The sequence below is a fragment of the Gordonia sp. i37 genome (assembly GCF_002043085.1).
In the GTDB taxonomy this organism is placed as follows: Bacteria; Actinomycetota; Actinomycetes; order Mycobacteriales; family Mycobacteriaceae; genus Gordonia; species Gordonia polyisoprenivorans.
On the sequence record NZ_MVPX01000373.1, the window covers coordinates 1 to 21,270 of the forward strand.

Genomic DNA, 21,270 nt, shown 5'->3' on the forward strand with positions numbered 1-21,270 from the left:
GCGAGCGGGGCATCTGGCTCCTGCGCCGACCGATGAGTATGCGCCGCCACGCCGCCCAGTTCGCACTACCCGGCGGCCGGCTCGATCCCGGCGAGGATCAGACCACCGCAGCGCTGCGTGAGCTGCACGAGGAGATGGGCGTGGCCCTGTCCCCCGATGACGTCGTCGGCATACTCGACGACTATCCGACCAGGTCCGGGTACGTGATCACTCCCGTCGTGTGCTGGGCGCCGCACGCCCCCGAACCGTCACCCAACCCCGACGAGGTCTCGGTGTGGTTCTTCATCCCGCTCGACGACCTCCTCGTCACGCCCCGGTTCATCACCATCCCGGAGTCGACGCGACCGGTCATCCAGATGCCGATTCCGGGGCTGCACCGCGATCCCGACGACCACTCACCGAGTGGACGGACGGCGCTGGTGCACGCGCCGACCGCCGCGGTGCTCTATCAGTTCGCCGAGGTCGCGCTGCGCGGCCGGGACACCCGTGTCGACGAGTACGAGCAGCCGGTTTTCGCCTGGTCATAGAAGCGCGCGAAAAAACTTCGGCATTCGGGAATGAAATCGGACCGCGGTCCGGTTATACTCGGTAATGGGCCGGAACGACCCAGCGACCTCACCGGTCATCGATACGACAGTCATCGACCCCCGGACACCCCGGAACAAGGAGCATCCCATGAGCACCCCCACCGTCACCGCGCCGATCGCCGCAGGCACCTGGACCATCGATCCCGTCCACTCGACCGTCGGCTTCTCCGTCAAGCACCTCATGGTGAGCAAGGTTCGCGGCAAGTTCGACACCTTCAGCGGCACCATCACCGTCGCCGAGGACGGAACGCCGTCGGTGCAGGCCGAGATCGACGTCACCTCGATCACCACCGGCAACGAGCAGCGCGACGGCCACATCAAGTCCGCCGACTTCTTCGACGCCGAGACCTACCCGAAGGCCACCTTCACCTCGACCGCGGTGCGCCCCGACGGTGACGACTACGTGCTCACCGGCGACTTCACCCTGCACGGCGTGACCAAGCCGGTCGATCTCAAGCTCGAGTTCAACGGCGTCAACCCGGGTATGGGTAACGGCCCGGTGGCCGGCTTCGAGGCCACCACCGTGTTGAACCGCAAGGACTTCGGCATCGATATCGAGATGCCGCTCGAGGGTGGCGGCGTCGTCGTCGGCGACAAGGTCACCATCACTCTGGAGATCGAGGCCGGCCAGGGCGCCTGAACCCCCTTCTCACAGGGATCACGCTGACCCGATCGATCGACGGGTCAGCGTAGACCGGGACCGATACCGCAAACCCCGTGTGTGGTATCGGTCCCGTTGTCGTACTGCCGGATACGTGATGCGCCGGCGACGTGATCTCGCCACACGTGACGGGTGGGCGTCAGCGCTCGCGGTAGCGCCCCGACGAACCCAGTTCTCGGGCATAGAAATTCAGGCCTGGCCGGTTGCACAGCATGCCGAGGGCAACCAGCGCGAGCAGGACTACGACGAGTGCGATCATGATCGGCCTCCACAGGGAAATGACGGACCGTCTGCAGTTCTCGACGGATTTCGGTGTACACATGTTCTCTCAGATCGGCGGAGAACGGAAGACCTGCGACGGCGAGATCACGTATCCGATTGGGGCGTGGCCCTGTTCACACCGTTGCCGCGTGCACCGCCACAGCACATCTGTGCAATGACAGCCTCTCAACCCCACCGCGCCGCGTGCGAGAAGGCGCTACGTCAGGGCACGACGATGCGCGGGGAGTCCGGGTCCCCCGCACGAACCACCGCGTCGACGGCGTCGAGGAACTCCGGCACGAACTTGTCCGCGCCGAGCACACAGCACGCGTGGCCGCCGTCGACGTCGAAACGTCGGGCTCCCGGGATACCGTCGACGAGCAACTGCTGACGTTCGGGTTCGACGACCTTGTCCCGGACCGAGACCACCACCGACGTCGGCACGTCGATCTCGGCAAGCCAGTCCCGAGAGTCGAAGCGCCCCAGCCCTTCCCCGAAGTCACCGGTGTGCGACAACGGAGTCGAGAGGAACTGACGCATACCCCACAGGGCGGTGTGCGAGGTGGGCTTGTCCAACGTCGCGTCCGACGGCCGGGGGATGATGCGATAGACGGGTTTGAGCAGTCGCCCGGTCTTGTTGGCCTGCTCCCGCAGGTGCGGATCACGGGTGCTGAAATACGGCCCGGTCGAGCACAGGACCAACCCCGCGACCCGATCGTGATGGCGACGCCACACGAGTTGCGAGATGCCACCGCCCATCGAGAAACCCGCGGTCACGAACCGACCGACCCCGAGGACGTCGGCGAGTGCGACGACGTCATCGGCGCAGTCGAGCAGGTCGAACGTACCCGATCGGATGCCGCGGCCATGCCAGCGGTGATCGAGGGTGATGACCCGATAGCGCTGATTGAGTTCGGGGATCACCGGGTACCAGCACAGCAGCCCGGTGGTCATCACCGAATGCTGCAGGATGATCGCCGGTGCGTCGGCCGGGCCGGAGTCGGTGACGAAAGTGCTACCGCGCCCGGGCAATTCCACCATGGTCCCGCTCGGCAGGTCACGCACCGGCAGATAGGACGGGCCGGGAAGCGACAGACCTCGGGAGATCCGATCCAGAACTGCAGCACTCACCGCTACGACGTTACGCGAGATTCCTCCGATTCGGCTGTGCGTCGACGGCCGCAACCGGGTACCCGCCACGCAGTCAGCGCAGGGTGAACAGGTGCTCCTGATGGGAGCGTCCGTCAACGGTCAGGGCCAGCGCGTCCGACACCCGCTGGTGGTCGTATTCGGTCCAGCGCTCGGTGCGCTGGCGCTGGTACTCCGACCACGAGCTGACGACGAACTGCTCGACGTAGTCATCGGAATCCTCGCCATTGCGATACAGATGCCAGTTTCGTGCACCCGTGCGGCGCCGGGACAGTGCCACACCCGCCATCGCGTCGACGAACTCGTCGTGGTGTTCGGCGTCGACCCGGTAGGTGGCGACCACCCGCACCGGGCCATCGTCGGGGGCCGGCTCGAAAACCAGCATGGGCTCGGGCCAGGCGGTCGACAACGTCCGATCGAGGGTGCCCGTCTCGGCGTGAATCGGTAGCACCCCCACGGCCAGCGCCGCCAGGATCAGCGCGAGCGCCGCGATGAGCAACGCCCATCGCACCGTCAGCAGTCCGCCCAGCGCACCCCACACCAGCGATCCGATTCCCTGTGACCCCATGAACACCAGGAGATAGGCGGCCATCCCCCGGGCACGCACCCACGCAGGCAGGGTCAATTGGATCTCGGCGTTCAGCGTCGACAGCGTGGCGATCCACGCGACCCCGGTCGGGACGAACACGATCAACGCGACCGCCGTGGACCCGAGCGCGGCCGCAGCGGTACCGGCCGCGAAGACAACTGCCGACGAGGCAAGGATCACGTTGGGCGACAGATGATCACGCATCCAGGGCAGTCCCAGTACGCCGAGGATGGCGCCACACCCGAGGACACCGAGGACCACACCGTAGCCGGTGGAACCGAAATGGAAGGAGTTGCTGACGACCAGCGGGAGCAACGCCCACAGCGCCGACGCCGGGAACGCGAACAACGCCGAGCGCACGAGGATCCGACGCACGATCGGTGCAGCGGCGACGTAACGCAACCCGACAACCATCGACGTACCGAGATGTTCGGGCTCCATCGTCGAGGTATCGGCCGGCCGCCGCCATCTCAGCAGCGCGACGACAACGGCCAGGTAGGAGACCGCGTTGATCGCGAAGACCACCCCGGCGCCGCCGACGGTGAACAGCACGCCGGCCAGAGCCGGTCCGACGGCCCGCGCGACATTGATCGACATGCTGCCCAGGGATGCGGCGTCGGCGATCTGCTCGCGCGGCACGATCTCCGGATTGACCGCCTGAAACGCCGGCGCCGACAACGCCGAACCCGCACCCAGCAAGAACGTCAGGACCAACAGCATGCCCGGGTCGAGCAGGTCGACGGCGGCCAGGACGGCCATGACCCCGGCGACGACGGTCGCGTACGCGCTCAGCACCACCAGCAACCACTTGCGGTTCAGCACGTCGGCGAGCACCCCGGCGACCAGCGACAACAGCAGGGTCGGGAGGAGACTCGCGGTCTGGACGAGCGAGATCACCGTCGGCCCGGCGTGCTGGTCGACGAGGAACCACTGAGCGCCGACGGTCTGCATCCACAGCCCGATGTTGGACACCATCTGGGCGATGAACAGATTGCGGAACACCCGATTCCGCAACGGCGCCATACCCGAGGCCATCGCCACCCCCGCTCTGTCGCCGACCCGACGCCCACCGTACCGACTCACAGTGCGATCCTGGTCACATGATGGGGATCGACCGACCGAAGATCGAGGGCTCGGTGGCGGTGGAGGGGGGACGACGCCGGATCGGGTTCGCCGAGTTCGGGTCGGCGACCGGCCGCGCCGTCATCTGGTTGCACGGCACGCCCGGCGCACGCCGCCAGATTCCGACCGAGGCCCGCGCCTACGCCGCCGAGCACGACATCCGGCTCATCGGGCTCGACCGCCCCGGCGTCGGCAGTTCCACCGCCCACCGGTACCGATGTGTGGCGGAATTCCCCGGCGACCTCGAGCCGGTTCTGGAGGCTCTCGGCATCGACCGGTTCGCGGTGATCGGCATGTCCGGCGGCGGACCGTACGCATTGGCGACCGCACACGCGCTGCCCGATCGCGTCATGGTGGCCGGGATCGTCGGCGGAGTCGCACCCACCGTGGGCCCCGACGCCATCGGCGGCGGCGCGATGGCCCTGGGTTCGCTGCTGGCCCCGGCCGTCCGGGTCGCCGGTGCACCCCTGGGCAAGATCCTCAGTTCGGCGCTCGGGGTGGCTGCGCCCATCGCGAATCCGGCGATCCGCCTCTACGGCCGGTTCTCGCCTCGCGCCGACCGAGAGTTGCTCGCCCGCCCCGAGTTCCGGGCGATGTTCCTCGACGACCTGCTGCACGGCGGCAGCCGTCGCATGGAGGCACCGTTCGCCGACGTCGTCGCCTTCGCCCAGGATTGGGGATTCCGCGTCGGCGACGTCACCACGCCGGTGCGCTGGTGGCATGGCGACCACGACCACATCATCCCGTATTCCCATGGCATACACATGGTCTCGCTGCTACCCGACGCCAAGCTCTTCGAGTTGCCCGGCGAAAGCCACCTCAGCGCACTGGGGATGTCGACGCAGATCCTCGCCGAGCTGCTCTCGGTGTGGGACGACGCCGAACGCACCCCGATGATGCCCGCCGGACCACTGATCGAGCCCTGATCCGCCGGCTCACCCGGTGGTCGACTCGCCCAACTCCGCGAGGATCGCCTCGGTGTGCTCGCCGAGCGCGGGCACCGGGCCCATCCGCATCTCGACGTCGTCGAAGGTGAAGGGCGGCAACAACGCCCGGATCGGGCCGATCTCGGTGTCGACCATGCGCCACCGCTCACGTGCCGAGAGCTGCGGATGGTCCACCACGCCGGCGACGTCGCGGATCTGCGCAGCCGGAATCCCGGCCGCCGCAAGGCGTTCGTCGAGTTCGGCGGTGTCGAAGGTCGCGGTCCGGGCCGCGACGAGGTCGTCGACTTCGGCACGGCGAGCGACTCTTTCGATGTTGGTGGCGTAGCGCGGGTCGTCGCCGAGTTCCGGTCGGCCCAGCACCTGGGCGAGTGCACGCCACCCGCGGTCGTTCTGGACGCCGATGAGGATCTCGCCGTCACGCGTCGGATACGCGTCGTAGGGGACGATGGCCGCGTGTCCGACGCCGCATCGCGGAATCTGCCGCCCCGCGTGCATCGCGATGTACATCGGATGGCCCATCCATTCGACGGTCGCATCGAACATCGACACCTCGATCGTGGCGCCCGCACCGGTGATACCGCGACGCACCAGGGCCGACAGGATCGAGGTGAGTGCGTACATGCCCGCGGCGATGTCGGAGGTGGGGACCCCGGTCTTGGCGGGGTGCTCGGCGGTGCCGGTGACCGAGATCAGGCCGGCTTCGGCCTGCACGAGCATGTCGTAGGCCTTGCGGTCACGCATCGGCCCGGCGGGGCCGTAGCCGCTCATGTTCACCACGATCAGCTCGCGGTGCTCGGCACGCAGGCGCTGCGCGTCGAATCCCAGCCGGGCGGCGGCCCCGGGGGCGAGGTTCTGCAGGAACACATCGGCGCGGTCGATGAGCGCGCGCACCTGCGCTGCGCCGCGCTCCTGCTTGAGGTCGACCGCGAAGGACTCCTTGCCCCGGTTGAGCCACACGAAATGCGAGGCGAGTCCCTCGACCTCGGCGTCGTAGTGTCGGGCGAAGTCGCCCTCACCGACCCGCTCGATCTTGATCACCCGCGCCCCGAGGTCGGCGAGATGCCGCGTGGCCAGCGGCGCGGCGACGGCCTGCTCGAGGGCCACCACGGTCAGGCCGGCCAGGGGAAGCGAGTCGTCAGGTGTGTCGGGCACGGGGTCGACGGAGTCGTCGGGGGTCTGCGCAAAGGCCACGTCGGCCACCCTTGCCCGCCGCGGTCACCGTGTCAATGCCGCGAGCGAATCTGGGACACATAGGGTTTACCTCACGATGCGTGAGCCGAGAGGTGTTTGCCCGGCCGCGTCCCGCGTGATCGTATGGACTGATGAGCACTCGATCGGCGGGCCCACCGACCACGGATACGGCCGCCTCGGGTGCGGTCGGACCGGGGCCCGTCACCACCGACGAGGTCGTCACGAGCACCGGCGTCGTGGTCACCGGACACCGGCAGCGGCAGGCGTGGGCCGAGAAGGCGTTGCCGCCGGTCGAAGAGGTTCGGCCCGGCGTGTTCTCGATCCCGGTACCGATGCCCGGCAATCCGTTGCGCTACATCCTGGTGTACGCACTGGTCACCTCCGCCGGCGGTCTCGCCCTGATCGACACCGGCTGGAACACCGACGAATCGTGGGACACGCTGGTCGCCGGCATCCATGCCACGGGCCATGACCTGTCCGACATCACCGACGTGTTCATCACCCACCTGCACCCCGACCATTTCGGTCTCGTCCCCCGGGTCCTCGAGCACGCCGACCCGCGATTGGGCATGCACCGCAACGACGCCCGGTTCCTCTATCACCGCGACGAGGCGCAACTCGCGCAGGAGCTCGCCGACGCACAGGTCGATCTGCGTGAGCTCGGTGCCCCGACCGACGTCATCGACGCCGGAATCCGTGAGATCGTGCGGCTACCACAGGGCCGCACGATGGACGTCGAACTCGTCGGCGATGCGCCCCTGGACATCCCGGGATGGAATCTGCGCGCAATCTGGACGCCGGGACACACGGCGGGACACCTGTGCTTCGCCGACGACGACGCCGGGATCATCTTCACCGGTGATCATCTGCTGCCCCGGATCAGTCCGAACGTGTCCACCAATTCCTTCCAGAACGCCAGTCCGCTCGCCGATTACCTGACCTCGCTGGCCAACACCGAGCACCTCGGCGACCTCGAGGCGCTGCCGTCGCACGAGTACCGGTTCCGCGGTCTCGCCGGCCGCGTCACGCATCTGCTCTCCCACCACGAGGAACGACTCACCGAGATCACCGAGGCCATCGCCGATGTGCCCGGGTCGACCGCGTGGGACATCACCCGATCGGTCACCTGGTCCCGGCCGTTCGAGCAGCTGTCCCTGCCGCTGAGCCGAATGGCCCTGCGCGAGACCAACGCCCACCTTCTGGTTCTGGAAGAACGCGGGACCATCGCCCGGTCGGGCACCGAACCCGTGCACTGGTATGTCACCACCCCCACCGATCGAGAGGACACCGGCAGATGAGCCCGGTCACCACCGAATTCGCCGACGGCGTCGCCGTCATCACCATCGACCGCCCGGAGGCCCGTAACGCGGTCAACGCCGAGGTCGCGACCCTCATCGCGGCGGCGATCGACGAGTTCGAGACCCGGGACGACATCACCGTCGGCATCCTCACCGGTGCCGGCGGAACTTTCTGCGCCGGAATGGATCTCAAGGCGTTCACCCGCGGTGAGGTACCGAGTGTGCCCGGTCGCGGATTCGGTGGGGTCACCGAGAAGCCGCCGAGCAAGCCGCTGATCGCCGCGGTCGAGGGCTGGGCGCTCGCCGGCGGCTGCGAACTGGCCCTGTCGGCCGATCTGATCGTCGCCGCCGAGGACGCGAAATTCGGTCTGCCCGAGGTGAAGCGGGGCCTCGCCGCCGCAGCCGGCGGACTGCTGCGCCTGCCCAAGATCCTCCCCTACCAACTCGCGATGGAGATCGCGCTGACCGGCGACCCCATCACCGCCCAGCGTGCCCACGAGTTCGGTCTCGTCAACGCCCTCACCCCGACCGGCGGCGCGCTCGACGGTGCGCGGGAACTCGGCGCCCGGATCGCCGCGAACGGGCCGCTCGCGGTCCGCGCCACCAAACAGGTTGTGGGCATGGCGATCCGCTACACCGACCCCGATCTCATCACCGCCCAACGCGAGGTGCTCGACCCGATCTTCGCCTCCGACGACGCCCAAGAAGGTGCTCGCGCGTTCGCCGAGAAGCGGGCGCCCCTCTGGACCGGCCGCTGACCCTCGGTATGAGCCGACCTCCCCACCCCGAGGCCCACGCCGCGCAACCGTCGGCGATCTCCCGACGCGGTCTGCTCGGCGCCACCACCGCGGTCGCAGCGGGAGTCGGGCTGGGTGCGTCGGGCCTGCGTGCTGCGTCGGCCTCCGCCGCGCCGGGTACCGCACCATTCGTGCACGCCCCACGCGTGCCCGGCTGGACCGACGGCTTCCATTTCGGGGCGGCCACCTCGGGTTTCCAGGCCGAGGGCTTCAGCCCGGACTCCAATTGGCGGCGCTACACCGACCGTGCGGCGCGGACCGGACGGGTCGACCCGGTACGCAACTCCGTCGACTTCCGGCACCGCTACCGGTCCGATCTGCACCTCGCCGCGGGCATGGGACTCAACACCTTTCGCTTCGGCATCGAGTGGGCGCGCGTCGAACCGCAACGCGGCCGGTTCAGCGCGGCGGCACTGGCCTACTACGATGACCTCGTCGCCGGGATACGGTCGCTGGGCATGAGCCCGATGATCACGCTGGTGCACTACGTGTATCCGGGGTGGGTGGCCGATCAGGGCGGCTTCCTCGGCCCCCGAACACTCGGCGACTTCGAGCGGTATGCGCGCATGATCACCGCTCGCTACGCCGAGCAGTGTTCGATGTGGATCAGCATCAACGAGCCCTTGGTCTTCTACGGCCACGAGAAAGAGATCGGCGCCCTCACCGACGCCGACATGCCGCGGTTCCTCGACCGCGTCGCACAGGCCCACCGGATCGCCCACGCGGCCGCACATGATGCGAATCCGCAAGCGCGCGTTGCGGTCAACGAGGCCTTCCTGCCCGCCGTCACGCCGGTCACCGATGCGTTGTTCATGAATCGGGTCCTCGACACCCTCGACTTCATCGGCATCGATTACTACTACGGTGCAGCGCTGAACAATCTCACCACGATCGCTGCGGCGGGTGGCGATTTCGCGGCGGTCCGCCCGCAGCCCGACGACATCTACCAGGCGTGCCATCACTACGCGCAGGCCTTCCCCGGCACACCCCTCTACATCGTCGAGAACGGCATGCCGCTGTCCGACGGAACACCCCGCGCCGACGGGTACACCCGGGCGGATTTCCTGCGCGACAGTCTCTTCTGGCTCCAACGAGCGCGCGGCGACGGACTGCCGATCGTCGGCTACAGCCACTGGTCGATCACCGACAATTACGAATGGGGCAGCTACACACCGAGATTCGGTCTGTACCGGGTCGACGTACTGCGCGATCCGGGCCTCACGCGCCAGCCGACGAGCGGAGTGGACGCCTACCGTGAGCTGACCGCGGGTGCGGGGCCCTCGGCCAACTACCGACCGGTGATGGCCCCGGCGGTCGGCTCGTTCGCCCGCATCCCCCAATCGTGGACCATGCCCTCCCGCGTCGACGGGCCGCGGGCACAGCTCTGAACGCCGCGGCTAGGCTGTGGCAGTGGACCTGCATCTCGCCACCTACTTCGTCGCGGTCATCGACCACGGCGGGATCACCAAGGCGGCGCATGCCCTCTACATCTCCCAGCCCTCGCTCTCCCAGGCCATCCGCACGCTCGAACGCCGTCTCGGTGTCACCCTGTTCGACCGCGGTGGTCGACGACTCGAACTCACCGACGCAGGCCGGCGCGTCGAGGTCGCCGCACGCCGCATCCTCGCCGACGTCGAACGCGCAAAACTGAAGGTGGCCGCCGTCCGTGAACTGCGCTCCGGACGCGTCGACATCGTCACCGATGCCGCCTTCGCCATCGACCCGCTCGTCACGATGGTGCGGGCCTTCCGGGAGCGACACGACGCCGTGGTCGTGCGCGTCCACGCCGCCGACGGCCCCTCCGGGGTGCTCGCCGCGTTGCGGCGCGGTGACGCCGAGATCGGGATGATCGATTCCGATGCCGACCACGCGTCTCTCGTATCGATCCCCCTCGGCGCACAGGAACTCGTGCTGGCCGCGCCACCGGGACTCCTCGGCGACGGTGTGGTCACCGAGACGGGCACGGTGCCCCGCGCGGCGGTGCGCGATCTACCGCTGCTGGTCAACCTGTCCGATCAGGCGACCGCGACCCTGCTTGCCGACGTCATCGCCGACGACGCCCGCAACGTGGTCGTCGACTGTGCCCATTCGTCGGCCATCTGGGATCTCGTCGACCGCGGCGTCGGCGTGAGCGTGGTCCCGCGTCCGGTCGCCGCCGAGCAGTTCAGCGGCGCCGAAATCGTCGGCATGGCGCCCCCACTGCTGCGCAATTACGGACTGGTGATGCGGTCGGGACAGCCGTCGCCGGCCGCGGTCGCCTTCGTCGCGGTGGCGCGGCGGATCAGCGGTACGCCCGCGCCACCGGCCGACGTCGTGCCCGACGATGCCACCATTCCCCACGACGGAGCGCGGTGAGTTCGATGGAACTGCGCCAGCTCGAGTACTTCCTCGCCGTCGTCGAACACGGCGGCATCGGCGGCGCCTCGGTGTCATTGGGGGTCACCCAACCGACTGTGTCCCAGGCGCTTCGGGCGTTGGAACGAGAAGTCGGGGTGCAGTTGTTCCACCGGATCGGACGCGGCATGGTGCCGAGTTCGGCGGGACGAGCGCTCGTCGGATCGACCCGGCAGATCATGCGTGATGTGGCTGCCGTCGACGACACCCTCTCCGCGGCCGGTGACGAACCGACCGGCCGCGTCGACGTCCTCGCCTCCCCGTTCATCGACGGTGGCGCGGTGATCGACCTGGTCGCCGGCTTCCGGGCCCGCCATCCGGGGGTCACCGTACGCCTCGGCGACCTGCGAGTCGAGACACAGGCATCGGCGATGATCGAGGAGGGACGCTGCGAGTTCGTCATCACCCATTTGCCCACGGTCGGTGACGATCTCGACATGATCGTGCTCGGTGAACAGGAATTCTGGCTGGTGTGCCCACCCGGGACCGAGGTACCCGACGGGCCGATCCCGATCGCCGATCTCCCCCGCATTCCGATGATCTTCGTTCCGCGGGGCGGCTCGGTCGCCGAGGAGATCGAGAGCGCGATCCGCGAATCCGGTGTCCGACTGCCGATCGCCGTGCTCTCCGACCATCGGGAGCAGCGACTTCCCATGGTGCTGGCCGGGATCGGGGCCACCCTGCTCGAACGTCGCATCGCCGAATCCGTGGCCGATCGCGCGGTGGTGCGGCCGGTGTCACCGCGGTTCGCACGGACTTTCGCGATGATCTTCGATCCGGGCGGCCTCTCGGTCGCCGGCCAGGCGTTCGCCGACGTCGCGCGGTCGATGGCCGCGCAGCGAGCGGTCCCGGAGTGAGGTGCACGAAGTGCGCACGACTCAGTCGTCGAGATCGCCTGCGGCTTGCGCCTTCTCGGACTTGATCGCATGTCGCCGGGCCAGCAGGAACGCCGCACCGCCACCGACGATACCGCCGACGACTGCCCCCACGATCGTCGTCGCCTCACCGTCGGGTCCGAGCCCGAGGATCACCGCGAGTGCCATCGACAGCGAGCAGGCACCGGTGTACAGGCTGGTGACGATGATGCGGCGCCGGGATCCGCGGGCGTAGACCAGCGTCTGGGGATCCACGCGGCGAGCCTTGCAAAATCGTTGCCATTCCATCGCGGGCGCGATCAACGCGACCCACCACAGCACGGTCACCCAGGCGGGTACGAACCACGCAGCGACGGCGCCGAGCGCCCACAGCAGCAGCGTCGAGAGGGTGTAGGTGTAGGCATAGCCCTCCAGCAGTACCGCGCGCTCACGTTCGTCGCCCCACGACGCATCGTCGGGGCCGAGCAACAGATCGGGGAATGTGGTTCGTCCGGAACTCATCTCAACTCTCCTGGGTCTCAGTTCTCCGGGGGCAACGGGAACAGTTCTTCGACGCCGGCACCGAGCGCCCGCGCGACCCGGATGGCCAGATAGACCGACGGTGCGTAGTCGCCGCGCTCGAGCGACACGATCGTCTGCCTGCTCACCCCGACCGCCTTCGCCAGATCGGCCTGCCGTAGGGCCGCCCGGGTCCGCGCGGCCCGGATCGGCGATGAGACAGCAGCCAGGTCGGGCATGCCACGAGTAAAGCCGCCTTGACATCAGATGTCAAGGCGGCTTGTCACGAGAACGGCTACCCGGTGACCCATTCGAACACTGCGGCCAGCCCCTGCCCGCCGCCGATGCACATCGTCTCCAGGCCATAGCGTGCCTCGCGCCGGTGCAGTTCCCGCGCCAGCGATGCCAGCATCCGCCCGCCGGTCGCACCGACCGGATGTCCCAGCGAGATTCCCGATCCGTGGACGTTGGTGCGTGCGAAATCGGTACTGTCGGTGGCGAATCGGCCGAATCCCCACTCCCGGGTGACGGCGAGCGCCTGCGCGGCGAAGGCCTCGTTGAGTTCGATGACGTCGATGTCGGCGAGCGTCAATCCCGCCTTGTCGAGCGCCTTGGCGGTGGCCGGCACCGGGCCGATGCCCATGGTCGCCGGCGGCACACCGGCCAGACCCCAGGACACCAGGCGCACCAACGGCGTCAGACCGTGCTGTGCGGCGACCTCGGCGGTGGTCACCAGGCACATCGAGGCCGCGTCGTTCTGTCCGCTGGCGTTGCCGGCGGTCACCGTGGCGTCGGGGTCGGTGGCGCCCATGATGGGTCGCAGTCCGGCGAGCGACTCGCGCGAGACGTCGGCGCGCGGATGCTCGTCGGTGTCGATCAGCTTCTCGGACTTACGATCTCGCACGGTGACCGGGATGATCTCCTCGCCGAGGATGCCGTCCTTCTGTGCACGAACCGCGCGCATGTGTGATTGGACGGCGAGATCGTCCTGCTCCTCGCGGGAGATCCCGTACTCCTTGCGGAGGTTCTCGGCGGTTTCGATCATGCCACCGGGTACCGGCCAGTTCTTGCCACCGGCGGTGGAGCGGGCCCGAACCAGGCTGTCGTGCATGGCGATTCCGGTGCGCGCACCACCCCAACGCATGTCCACCGAGTAGAACGACGCGTTACTCATCGACTCCGTACCGCCTGCGACGACGAGATCGTTGTCACCGCAACCCACCTGGTAGGCGGCCTGGACGACCGCCTGCAGCCCCGACCCGCAGCGTCGGTCGATGTGCATGCCGGGCACGGTGGTCGGCAGTCCGGCGTCGAGCGCGACGACACGGCCGATCGCCGGTGCCTCACTGTTGCCGTTGCAGTGACCGAGGATCACGTCGTCGACGGCGTCGTCGGGGACACCGGTCCGCTCGAGGAGCCCGCGCAGGGCGGCCACCCCGAGGTCGACGGCGGTCAGCGATCCGAACATGCCCCCGTAGCGCCCGATCGGGGTGCGCACGGGCTCGCAGATGACGACATCACGCATGGAGTCGGTCCTTTCCGGGGTTCTCGGCGGCGAGTTGGGCGCGCAACGCCACTTTCTGGATCTTGCCGGCGGCGGAGGTGGGCAGCTCGTCGACGATGATCACCTCGCGGATCTTCTTGTAGGGCAACACCTGTTCGGCGACGAAGCCCTGCACCGCGTCGGCGTCGACCCGGTGGCCGGGCCGGGCGACGACGAAGGCCACCGGCTCCTGCCCGACCGGCCCGGCCTCCCGGGCCACCACCGCGGCCCCGGCGATGTCGGGGTGGGTCACCAGGATCTCCTCGAGTTCGCGCGGATACACGTTGTAGCCCTTGTAGATCAGCATGTCCTTGGCACGGTCGCAGATGTAGAGGTGGCCGTCGTCTTCGACGTAGGCGATGTCGCCGGTGTCGAGCCATCCGTCGACGTACTGTTCGGCGGTAATCTCGGGGTGGTGCAGGTACCCGGCGGTCACCTGAGGTCCGCGGACCCACAGCCCACCGCGTTCGCCCGCGGCGAGTTCGGTGGTGCGATCGTCGAGCGAACGGATCGACACCTCGGTGTCGAAGGTCGGCAATCCGACACTGCCGAAACGGTATTCACCGGTGCCATTGCCGGTGCCATTGCCGGTGGCGGCCAGCGGCGCCGACGAGACCAGGCAGGTCGCCTCGGTCAGCCCGTAGCCCTCCACGACGGCACCCGACGGGAAGGCCGCGGCGAGCCGCTCGAGGGTGACGTGATCGATCGGTGCGGCCCCCGACGACACCACCCGCACCGAGGAGAGATCGCGTGTGGCCACATCGGGATGTGCGGCCAGCGCATGCCACATCGTCGGACTGCCGGTGATGTAGGTGGCGCGGTGTCGTTCGATGAGATCGAGCATCCGGGCCGGATCGAATCGGCCGGCCAGCACGTGGGTGGCGCCGCACATCAGCAGGAAGGACATGTTGATCAGGGCGTGCGCGTGATAGAGCGGGGACACCACGATGGTGGCGGCCTGCCCGGGTACGACGCCTCGTCCGGCACCGTCGCGCGGGGTGAGGCGAAATGACCCGTCGTCGTTCTCGGTCACCGCATGTCCGGCGCGCCAGGCGATCATCTGGGTGACGTTGGCGATGACGTTGCGGTGCAATACCTGCACGCCCTTGGAGACGCCGGTGGTGCCACCGGTGAAGGCGAGGTGGGCCACATCCGCACCGGTGATCGCGACCCGTGGTGTGGGGCCGGCATCGGCGGTCAGCTCGGCCAGGGGGATCAGACCCGCAGGGGCCGTGGCGGTCTCGGACCCGGTGTCGTCACCGACGAGGATCGCCGCCCGCAGATCGAGCCCCTCGATCGCCGATGCCAGTGTCTGCGCCTGCGGCGCCTCGGTGACGACCGCGACGGCATCGGTCTCCACGAGTTGGGCCCGCAGCCCGGCGACCGGCTGCGCCGGGTTGATCAATGTCACCGTCGCGCCGGCTCGCAACGCGCCGTAGTAGGCCAGCACGAAGTCGGCACTGTTGGTCAGATGCAGCGCAACGACGTCGCGTTGCGCCACCCCGATCGCGGCGAGCCCGGCGGCCACCGCGGCGGTGCGCACGTCGAGATCGTCGAAGGTGAGCACCCGCTCACCGTCGATGACGGCCGCACGATTCGCGTACAGCCGGGCCACGCCGGCCGGTAACGCAGCGAGAGTAATTGCAGGATAGCGTAATTCGGTCATCGCGGGGCCATCCGGATCGCGCCGTCGAGGCGGATGGTCTCACCGTTGAGGTACGGATTCTCCACGATCGACACCGCCAACCGCCCGAACTCGTCCGGCTTGCCGAGCCGCGACGGATTCGGGATGCTCGCGGCCAGCGATTCACGGACGTCGTCACGCAACCGCGCCAGCAACGGGGTGTCCATGGTGCCGGGGGCGATGGTGTTGACGCGGATGTGCTTGCTCGCCAGATCCCGTGCGGCCACCAGCGTCATCCCGACGATGCCCGCCTTGGAAGCGCTGTAGTTGATCTGGCCGATCTGTCCCTCGAACGCGGCGACCGACGCGGTCATCACGATCACGCCCCGCTCGCCGTCGATCTCGGGCAGCCGGGCCATCCGCTCGGCACCCAGCGACAGGGCGTGGAAGGAGCCGATGAGGTTGAGCCGGATGACGAATTCGAAGTCGTCGGCCGATCCGGCGCGGCCCTGCGCGTCGAGGATGCGCATCCGGCGCCCCGCACCGGCGCAGTGCACGAGTGCGCGCAGGCCGCCGCGGTCGTCGGCCACGTCGAGTGCGGCGGCGAACTGCTCCCGGTCGGTGATGTCGGCGGGCGCGAACCGCGCTGCGGCACCGAGCTGTTGGGCCACCTCGGCACCGTCGGAGGTCGGCAGGTCGATGAGGGTCACCTGCCCGCCGGCATCGACGATGCGCCGGGCGGTGGCCAGGCCGAGGCCGGAGGCTCCGCCGGTGATGGCGGTGGAGAGCTCTTTGAGTTCCATGCATCTGCTCCTGAGGTGGTCAGCCGATGAGTTCGAAGATGGTGGCGTTGGCCATACCGCCCGCCTCGCACATCGTCTGTAGTCCGTAACGGATGGTGTTGTCGCGCATGTGATGCGCCAGCCGGGTGGCGAGGATGGCGCCGGAGCCGCCGAGCGGGTGCCCGACCGCGATGGCGCCGCCGAGCGGATTGAGCGCCTTCTCCACCGCACCCGTCTCGATCTGCCACGCCAGCGGCACCGGCGCAAACGCCTCGTTCACCTCGAACGCCCCGATCTCGTCGATCGAGAGCCCGGACCGGGCAAGGGCTTTGGCGGTGGCCGGAATGGGTCCGGTGAGCATCACGACGGGCTCGTCGCCGGCCACCACGGTGGTGTGGATACGGACCAGCGGGGTCCAGCCGTGTGCGGCGGCGGTCTCCGACGAGCACACCAGCAGCGCACCCGCACCATCGGAGATCTGAGAGGCGTTGCCCGCGTGGATGACCCCGTTCTCGTCGAACACGGTCTTGAGCTTGGCCAGGGACTCCAGCGATCCGCCGCGCCGGATGCCCTCGTCGCCCTCGAGGACGCCGGGCACCGGGGCGAGCTGACCGTCGAAGGCTCCGGCATCGCTGGCCGCAGCCGCGAGTTCATGGGAGCGCAACGAGTACTCGTCGAGTCGGGTGCGACTCAGATCCCAACGCCGCGCCACCATCTCGGCGCCGACGCCCTGACTGAACCGGTCGACGCCGTAGCGGTCGAGCACGGTCGAGGGCTGATGCTCACCGTTCGGGGCCGCGCTGCCCATCGGCACGCGGCTCATCGACTCGACCCCACCGGCGACCACGATGTCGAGCTGACCGCTGATGACCGCGGCGGCGGCCATCGCCAGCGACTGCTGGCTCGATCCGCAGGCCCGCGTGATCGTGGTCCCCGGAACGCTTTCCGGCCAGCCGGCGGCCAGGATCGCGGTGCGCGCGATGTTGCCCGCCTGTTCGGCGTGCTGGCTGACGCACCCCCACATGACGTCGTCGACGTCGGCGGGATCGACGCCGGTGCGCTCCACGAGTGCCTCGAGGACGTGGGCGGACAAGTCGGCCGGATGGATACCCGACAACGCCCCGCCCCGGCGTCCGATCGGGGTACGGACCGCATCGACGATCACCGCATCGCTCATCAGAGTTCCCTTCTCGAAACCACTACCAACGAATCGACCCCTACCTACGAATCGACCCCTATGAACGAATCGACCATGACGGGCGCTCGATCACAAGGTGATTCACGCTCATGGGGTCATAGCCGCGACCTATGTCGCGCTCTGCACACCGGCATCACCGCGGATCGCGGCCTTGTCGCGACCGGGGTCGACGAAGACCAACGCGAGGACGGCGGCCACGGCCGAGACCACACCGAGGATCTGAAATGCGGTGGCGTATCCGGCGGCCGGCGACGACGCGGCGTCGACGATGAGGCCGGTCGCATAAGGCGCGATCAAACCACCGACGGCCATGACGGCCAGGAATGCGCCCAGGGTGCCCGCCATCTGGCGCGGCGGGCAGATCTCCGAGATCGCGGCGTTGAGCAGCGGGAACACGGTCGCAGCGAATCCGTAGCCGACGGAGACCACCAGGACCGCGATGATCGGCGTGCCGATCGACGGCAGGGCGACGAGCATGGCGCCACAGATCAGCACGCCGACCGAGGGCACCACGACGCGCACACTGCGTGCCGACGAACCCGCGGAGATCATCCGGTCACCGACGATCGAGGACACCAGCATCAGCACCAGCCCGACGATCGACGGCAGCGCGAACATCGACCCGGCCTGCACGCGGCTATAGCCGAGCCCGACCTCGAAGTACGACGGCAACCAGGTCAGCACGACCGTGACCAGCGCATACACGCTCATCACCAGCAGGGCGCCGAAGACGAAACTCCGCGAGGTCAGGATGCGTCGCCACGGCACGGACGGTTCGTCGGCACTCGGTTCGTCGGCACTCGGTACCTCGGCGCTCGCTTCTTCTGCGCTGGACTCCCGCGCAGCACCGTTGGTGGTGTACGGCCCCTCGCGCCACACGGCCAACCAGATGACGCACCAGAGCAGGCCCGCCGCGGCGAGGCAGACCAGTGCCGCTCGCCAGCCGAGGCTGACGGTGACCACCGCGAGCGCGGGTGCGATGGCGATCTTCGCGATCGACGCGGCGCCGGCGAGCAGCGCCGACGGCAGCCCACGCTTGGCGGGCGGATGCCACGAGTAGGCCGCGGTGTGCAGCAACGCCGAACTGGGCCCCTCGGCCAGCCCGAGGAACAACCGGCTCACCACCAGCACGGCGAAGGCGGCCACGGCGACCAGTGGCAGCATCGCGACGGCCCAGCACAGAGCCAACACCACCAGCGCCCAGCGCAGCGTCATCCACCGGTTGAGCGCGCCGGCGAAGAAGCCACCGACGGTGAAGGTCAGGAAGAAGAGACTGCCGACCAAACCGATTTGCGCCGAACGTAATCCGAGCTCCTCGGCCAGCGGTTGGGCGATGATGCCCAGGACGGCCTTGTCGGCATAGTTGATCACGTAGAGGGCGACGAGCAGCCCGGTCAGTCCCCACGCGGTGCGGCGGGAGTCGCGAGGGCGGGCGGCAGTCGAGGGCATCGGTGCCGGCGTCACGGACGAATCGGCGGCCGGTTCGGGGGCCAGGTGGGCCATGGCGGGATCCTGTTCGGGTCGGGGGGTTGGGGGTGGCGCCGGGGGTGCGCCAGATCACATCCAAATCCCAGCAAACCGTTCGCCGGAAATGCCGACAATGCCCGGTTTGGCGATCGGTGTCGAAGGTGTTGCCTATACGTGCTGGTCAGCGGCCCGCAGTCGCTGCCTGCAGGCGTGGCATTGTCTCGTCCTATCGGAGCCTTAGCCGAAGACCGCGTTACCGGGCGGTCCCGTCACGGGCATGCTGAAGACCATGGCCCGCCTTGCCCAGACCCTCGGTCTCACCGATATCCAGACCGACATCGTCGCCAACGTGCGGCGCTTCGTCGACACCCAGATCATCCCCAACGCGCAAGAACTCGAGCATGCCGACGCCTACCCCGAGGAGATCGTCGCCGGCATGCGGGAGATGGGACTGTTCGGGCTGATGATCCCGGAGGAGTACGGCGGGCTGGGCGAATCGTTGCTGACCTATGCGCTGTGCGTCGAGGAACTCGCACGCGGCTGGATGAGTGTGTCCGGGGGGATCAACACCCACTTCATTGTCGCCTACATGCTGCGACAGCACGGAACCGAGGAGCAGAAGCAGCGGCTGTTGCCGCGGATGGCGACCGGCGAGGTGCGTGGCGCGTTCTCGATGAGCGAACCGGACCTCGGCTCCGACGTCGCGGCCATCACGACGTCGGCCAAACGCTCCGACGATGGCACATACACGATCAACGGAGCCAAGATGTGGCTCACCAACGGCGCATCGTCGACGCTGGTCGCGGCGCTCGTGCGCACCGACGAGGGTGCCGAGAAGCCGCACCACAATCTGACCACCTTCCTCATCGAGAAGCCGGCCGGCTTCGGCGAAGTGGTTGCCGGACTGACGATTCCCGGCAAGATCGACAAGATGGGCTACAAGGGGATCGACACCACCGAGTTGATCTTCGACGGCTATCGCACCGATGCCGAGCACATCCTCGGCGGCACACCGGGCCGCGGATTCGCGCAGATGATGGACGGCGTCGAGGTCGGCCGGGTCAATGTGTCGGCGCGCGCCTGCGGCATCGCCCAGCGCGCCTTCGAACTCGCCGTCACCTACGCCCAACAGCGACGCACCTTCGGCAAGCCGATCGCCGAGCATCAGGCCATCGCCTTCTCGCTGGCCGAGATGGCCACCAAAACCGAAGCGGCGCACCTGATGATGGTGAACGCCGCCCGGCTCAAGGACTCCGGCGAACGCAACGACGTCGCGGCCGGCATGGCGAAGTACCTGTGCAGCGAGTACTGCGCAGAGGTCACTCAGGCCAGTTTTCGTATCCACGGCGGCTACGGCTATTCCAAGGAATTCGAGATCGAACGACTGATGCGGGAAGCTCCCTTCCTGCTGATCGGCGAAGGCACCAGCGAAATCCAGAAACAGATCATCTCCAAGGGACTGCTCCGCGAGTACCGCACCAATTAGAGAGGCCAGAACCCATGCAGCGCACCGTGTTCAACGACGACCACCAAGCCTTCCGCAAGACCATTCGCGACTTCATCGCCAAGGAGGTCGTACCCGTCCACCACGACTGGGAGAAGCAAGGCCATCCGCCGCGCGAGTTCTACAACAAGCTCGGTGAGCTCGGGGTGCTCGGCATCGAGGCGCCCGAGGAATACGGCGGCGGCGGCGAGCACGACTTCACCTACTCGATGGTCATCGCCGAGGAATGCGCGCTGGCCGGAGTGACCTTCGGCAGCTATTCGGTGCATGCCAACCTCATCCTGCCCTACCTGATGGAATACGCGACCGACGAGCAGAAGCAGCGGTGGCTACCCGGATTCTGTTCCGGCGAGCTGATGTTCGCGATTGCGATGACCGAGCCCGGCACCGGGTCGGATCTGGCCAACATCTCCACCACCGCCAGACTCAGCGAGGACGGCGACCACTACATCCTCGACGGTGCCAAGACATTCATCACCGGCGGCGCCCTGGCCGACCGCATCCTGGTGGTCTGCCGCACGTCGGCCTTCGACCCCGACAACCGCCGCGGCGGCCTGTCGATCCTGGTGGTCGACACCTCCTCCGAGGGCTTCGCCGTGGGCCGCAAGCTGGAGAAGATCGGACTCAAGGCCTCCGACACCGCCGAACTGTCGTTCAGTTCCGTCCGCGTGCCGGTGGCCGATCGCCTGGGCGAGGAGGGCGCCGGATTCCGGTACCTCACACACAATCTGGCGCAGGAGCGGCTCACCATCGCGATCGGCTCCCCCGCCCCCCCCCCCCCCC

The 21,270-nt window shown here is 68.3% G+C and carries 20 protein-coding genes; 10 read left to right on the forward strand and 10 right to left on the reverse strand.

Going from position 1 to position 21,270, the window contains the following annotated elements; genetic code table 11:
• Together B1964_RS18185 and B1964_RS18190 are read left to right on the forward strand one after the other, a co-directional pair.
• The coding region (locus B1964_RS18185) for a CoA pyrophosphatase (protein ID WP_079930746.1) at nucleotides 1-527 on the forward strand (527 nt) is incomplete at its 5' end.
• A gap of 148 nt (nucleotides 528-675) precedes the next feature.
• On the forward strand, nucleotides 676-1,227 hold the full coding sequence (locus B1964_RS18190; protein WP_079930747.1) for a YceI family protein: 552 nt from the start codon (nucleotides 676-678) through the stop codon (nucleotides 1,225-1,227).
• Between the two features lie 504 nt (nucleotides 1,228-1,731).
• Here B1964_RS18190 and B1964_RS18200 read toward each other — a convergent pair.
• Together B1964_RS18200 and B1964_RS18205 are read right to left on the reverse strand one after the other, a co-directional pair.
• Nucleotides 1,732-2,640 (reverse strand): alpha/beta fold hydrolase, encoded by a 909-nt coding sequence (locus B1964_RS18200; protein WP_006368178.1) that lies wholly within the window; start codon nucleotides 2,638-2,640, stop codon nucleotides 1,732-1,734.
• A 73-nt stretch (nucleotides 2,641-2,713) separates the two neighbouring features.
• Nucleotides 2,714-4,282: an MFS transporter gene (locus B1964_RS18205; RefSeq protein WP_172398883.1), complete on the reverse strand. Its 1,569-nt coding sequence runs from the start codon at nucleotides 4,280-4,282 to the stop codon at nucleotides 2,714-2,716.
• A 65-nt stretch (nucleotides 4,283-4,347) separates the two neighbouring features.
• Here B1964_RS18205 and B1964_RS18210 point away from each other — a divergent pair, with 65 nt between their 5' ends.
• The gene (locus tag B1964_RS18210) at nucleotides 4,348-5,295 is read left to right on the forward strand and encodes an alpha/beta hydrolase (RefSeq protein ID WP_006368176.1); all 948 of its coding nucleotides are present in this window, start codon (nucleotides 4,348-4,350) and stop codon (nucleotides 5,293-5,295) included.
• 9 nt (nucleotides 5,296-5,304) lie between these two features.
• Here B1964_RS18210 and B1964_RS18215 read toward each other — a convergent pair whose 3' ends face one another.
• On the reverse strand, nucleotides 5,305-6,516 hold the full coding sequence (locus B1964_RS18215) for a CaiB/BaiF CoA-transferase family protein (RefSeq protein WP_079930750.1): 1,212 nt from the start codon (nucleotides 6,514-6,516) through the stop codon (nucleotides 5,305-5,307).
• A 122-nt stretch (nucleotides 6,517-6,638) separates the two neighbouring features.
• Between B1964_RS18215 and B1964_RS18220 the strand changes: the two genes are divergently transcribed.
• Genes B1964_RS18220 through B1964_RS18240 form a run of 5 tightly spaced genes read left to right on the forward strand, consistent with a single transcriptional unit; the run spans nucleotide 6,639 to nucleotide 11,853 of the window.
• Nucleotides 6,639-7,805: an MBL fold metallo-hydrolase gene (locus B1964_RS18220; protein ID WP_079930751.1), complete on the forward strand. Its 1,167-nt coding sequence runs from the start codon at nucleotides 6,639-6,641 to the stop codon at nucleotides 7,803-7,805.
• Nucleotides 7,802-8,563 carry a crotonase/enoyl-CoA hydratase family protein gene (locus B1964_RS18225; protein WP_079930752.1) on the forward strand — a complete coding sequence of 254 codons (762 nt, stop codon included), beginning with the start codon at nucleotides 7,802-7,804 and terminating at the stop codon, nucleotides 8,561-8,563. Before B1964_RS18220 ends, B1964_RS18225 begins: the two co-directional genes overlap by 4 nt.
• Nucleotides 8,564-8,571: 8 nt before the next feature.
• On the forward strand, nucleotides 8,572-9,990 hold the full coding sequence (locus B1964_RS18230) for a family 1 glycosylhydrolase (protein WP_079930753.1): 1,419 nt from the start codon (nucleotides 8,572-8,574) through the stop codon (nucleotides 9,988-9,990).
• Nucleotides 9,991-10,012: 22 nt separating this feature from the next.
• The gene (locus B1964_RS18235) at nucleotides 10,013-10,957 is read left to right on the forward strand and encodes a LysR family transcriptional regulator (RefSeq protein WP_079930754.1); all 945 of its coding nucleotides are present in this window, start codon (nucleotides 10,013-10,015) and stop codon (nucleotides 10,955-10,957) included.
• A 5-nt stretch (nucleotides 10,958-10,962) separates the two neighbouring features.
• Entirely contained in the window at nucleotides 10,963-11,853 is an 891-nt protein-coding gene (locus tag B1964_RS18240; protein ID WP_079930762.1) for a LysR family transcriptional regulator, read from the forward strand.
• Nucleotides 11,854-11,874: 21 nt separating this feature from the next.
• Here the strand turns inward: B1964_RS18240 and B1964_RS18245 are convergent, their stop codons facing one another.
• The 7 genes from B1964_RS18245 to B1964_RS18275 all read right to left on the reverse strand — a co-directional run bounded on the left by B1964_RS18245 (nucleotide 11,875) and on the right by B1964_RS18275 (nucleotide 18,965).
• A complete protein-coding gene (locus B1964_RS18245) occupies nucleotides 11,875-12,372 on the reverse strand; it encodes a hypothetical protein (RefSeq protein WP_079930755.1) in 498 nt (165 codons plus the stop codon).
• A gap of 17 nt (nucleotides 12,373-12,389) precedes the next feature.
• Nucleotides 12,390-12,608 carry a helix-turn-helix transcriptional regulator gene (locus B1964_RS18250; protein ID WP_006368168.1) on the reverse strand — a complete coding sequence of 73 codons (219 nt, stop codon included), beginning with the start codon at nucleotides 12,606-12,608 and terminating at the stop codon, nucleotides 12,390-12,392.
• Between the two features lie 56 nt (nucleotides 12,609-12,664).
• Nucleotides 12,665-13,894 carry an acetyl-CoA C-acetyltransferase gene (locus tag B1964_RS18255; protein ID WP_079930756.1) on the reverse strand — a complete coding sequence of 410 codons (1,230 nt, stop codon included), beginning with the start codon at nucleotides 13,892-13,894 and terminating at the stop codon, nucleotides 12,665-12,667.
• Entirely contained in the window at nucleotides 13,887-15,578 is a 1,692-nt protein-coding gene (locus B1964_RS18260; RefSeq protein ID WP_079930757.1) for an AMP-binding protein, read from the reverse strand. Before B1964_RS18260 ends, B1964_RS18255 begins: the two co-directional genes overlap by 8 nt.
• Nucleotides 15,575-16,339, reverse strand: coding sequence for an SDR family NAD(P)-dependent oxidoreductase (locus B1964_RS18265; RefSeq protein WP_079930758.1), 765 nt, complete (start codon nucleotides 16,337-16,339; stop codon nucleotides 15,575-15,577). Before B1964_RS18265 ends, B1964_RS18260 begins: the two co-directional genes overlap by 4 nt.
• Nucleotides 16,340-16,358: 19 nt before the next feature.
• Nucleotides 16,359-17,495: a thiolase family protein gene (locus tag B1964_RS18270; protein ID WP_079930759.1), complete on the reverse strand. Its 1,137-nt coding sequence runs from the start codon at nucleotides 17,493-17,495 to the stop codon at nucleotides 16,359-16,361.
• Between the two features lie 129 nt (nucleotides 17,496-17,624).
• Nucleotides 17,625-18,965: an MFS transporter gene (locus B1964_RS18275; protein ID WP_079930763.1), complete on the reverse strand. Its 1,341-nt coding sequence runs from the start codon at nucleotides 18,963-18,965 to the stop codon at nucleotides 17,625-17,627.
• A 307-nt stretch (nucleotides 18,966-19,272) separates the two neighbouring features.
• On the opposite strand from B1964_RS18275, the gene B1964_RS18280 reads away from it, so the two are divergent.
• Together B1964_RS18280 and B1964_RS18285 are read left to right on the forward strand one after the other, a co-directional pair.
• The gene (locus B1964_RS18280) at nucleotides 19,273-20,469 is read left to right on the forward strand and encodes an acyl-CoA dehydrogenase family protein (RefSeq protein ID WP_172398885.1); all 1,197 of its coding nucleotides are present in this window, start codon (nucleotides 19,273-19,275) and stop codon (nucleotides 20,467-20,469) included.
• A 14-nt stretch (nucleotides 20,470-20,483) separates the two neighbouring features.
• A partial coding sequence (locus B1964_RS18285) for an acyl-CoA dehydrogenase family protein (protein ID WP_079930761.1) occupies nucleotides 20,484-21,270 on the forward strand: 787 nt, incomplete at its 3' end.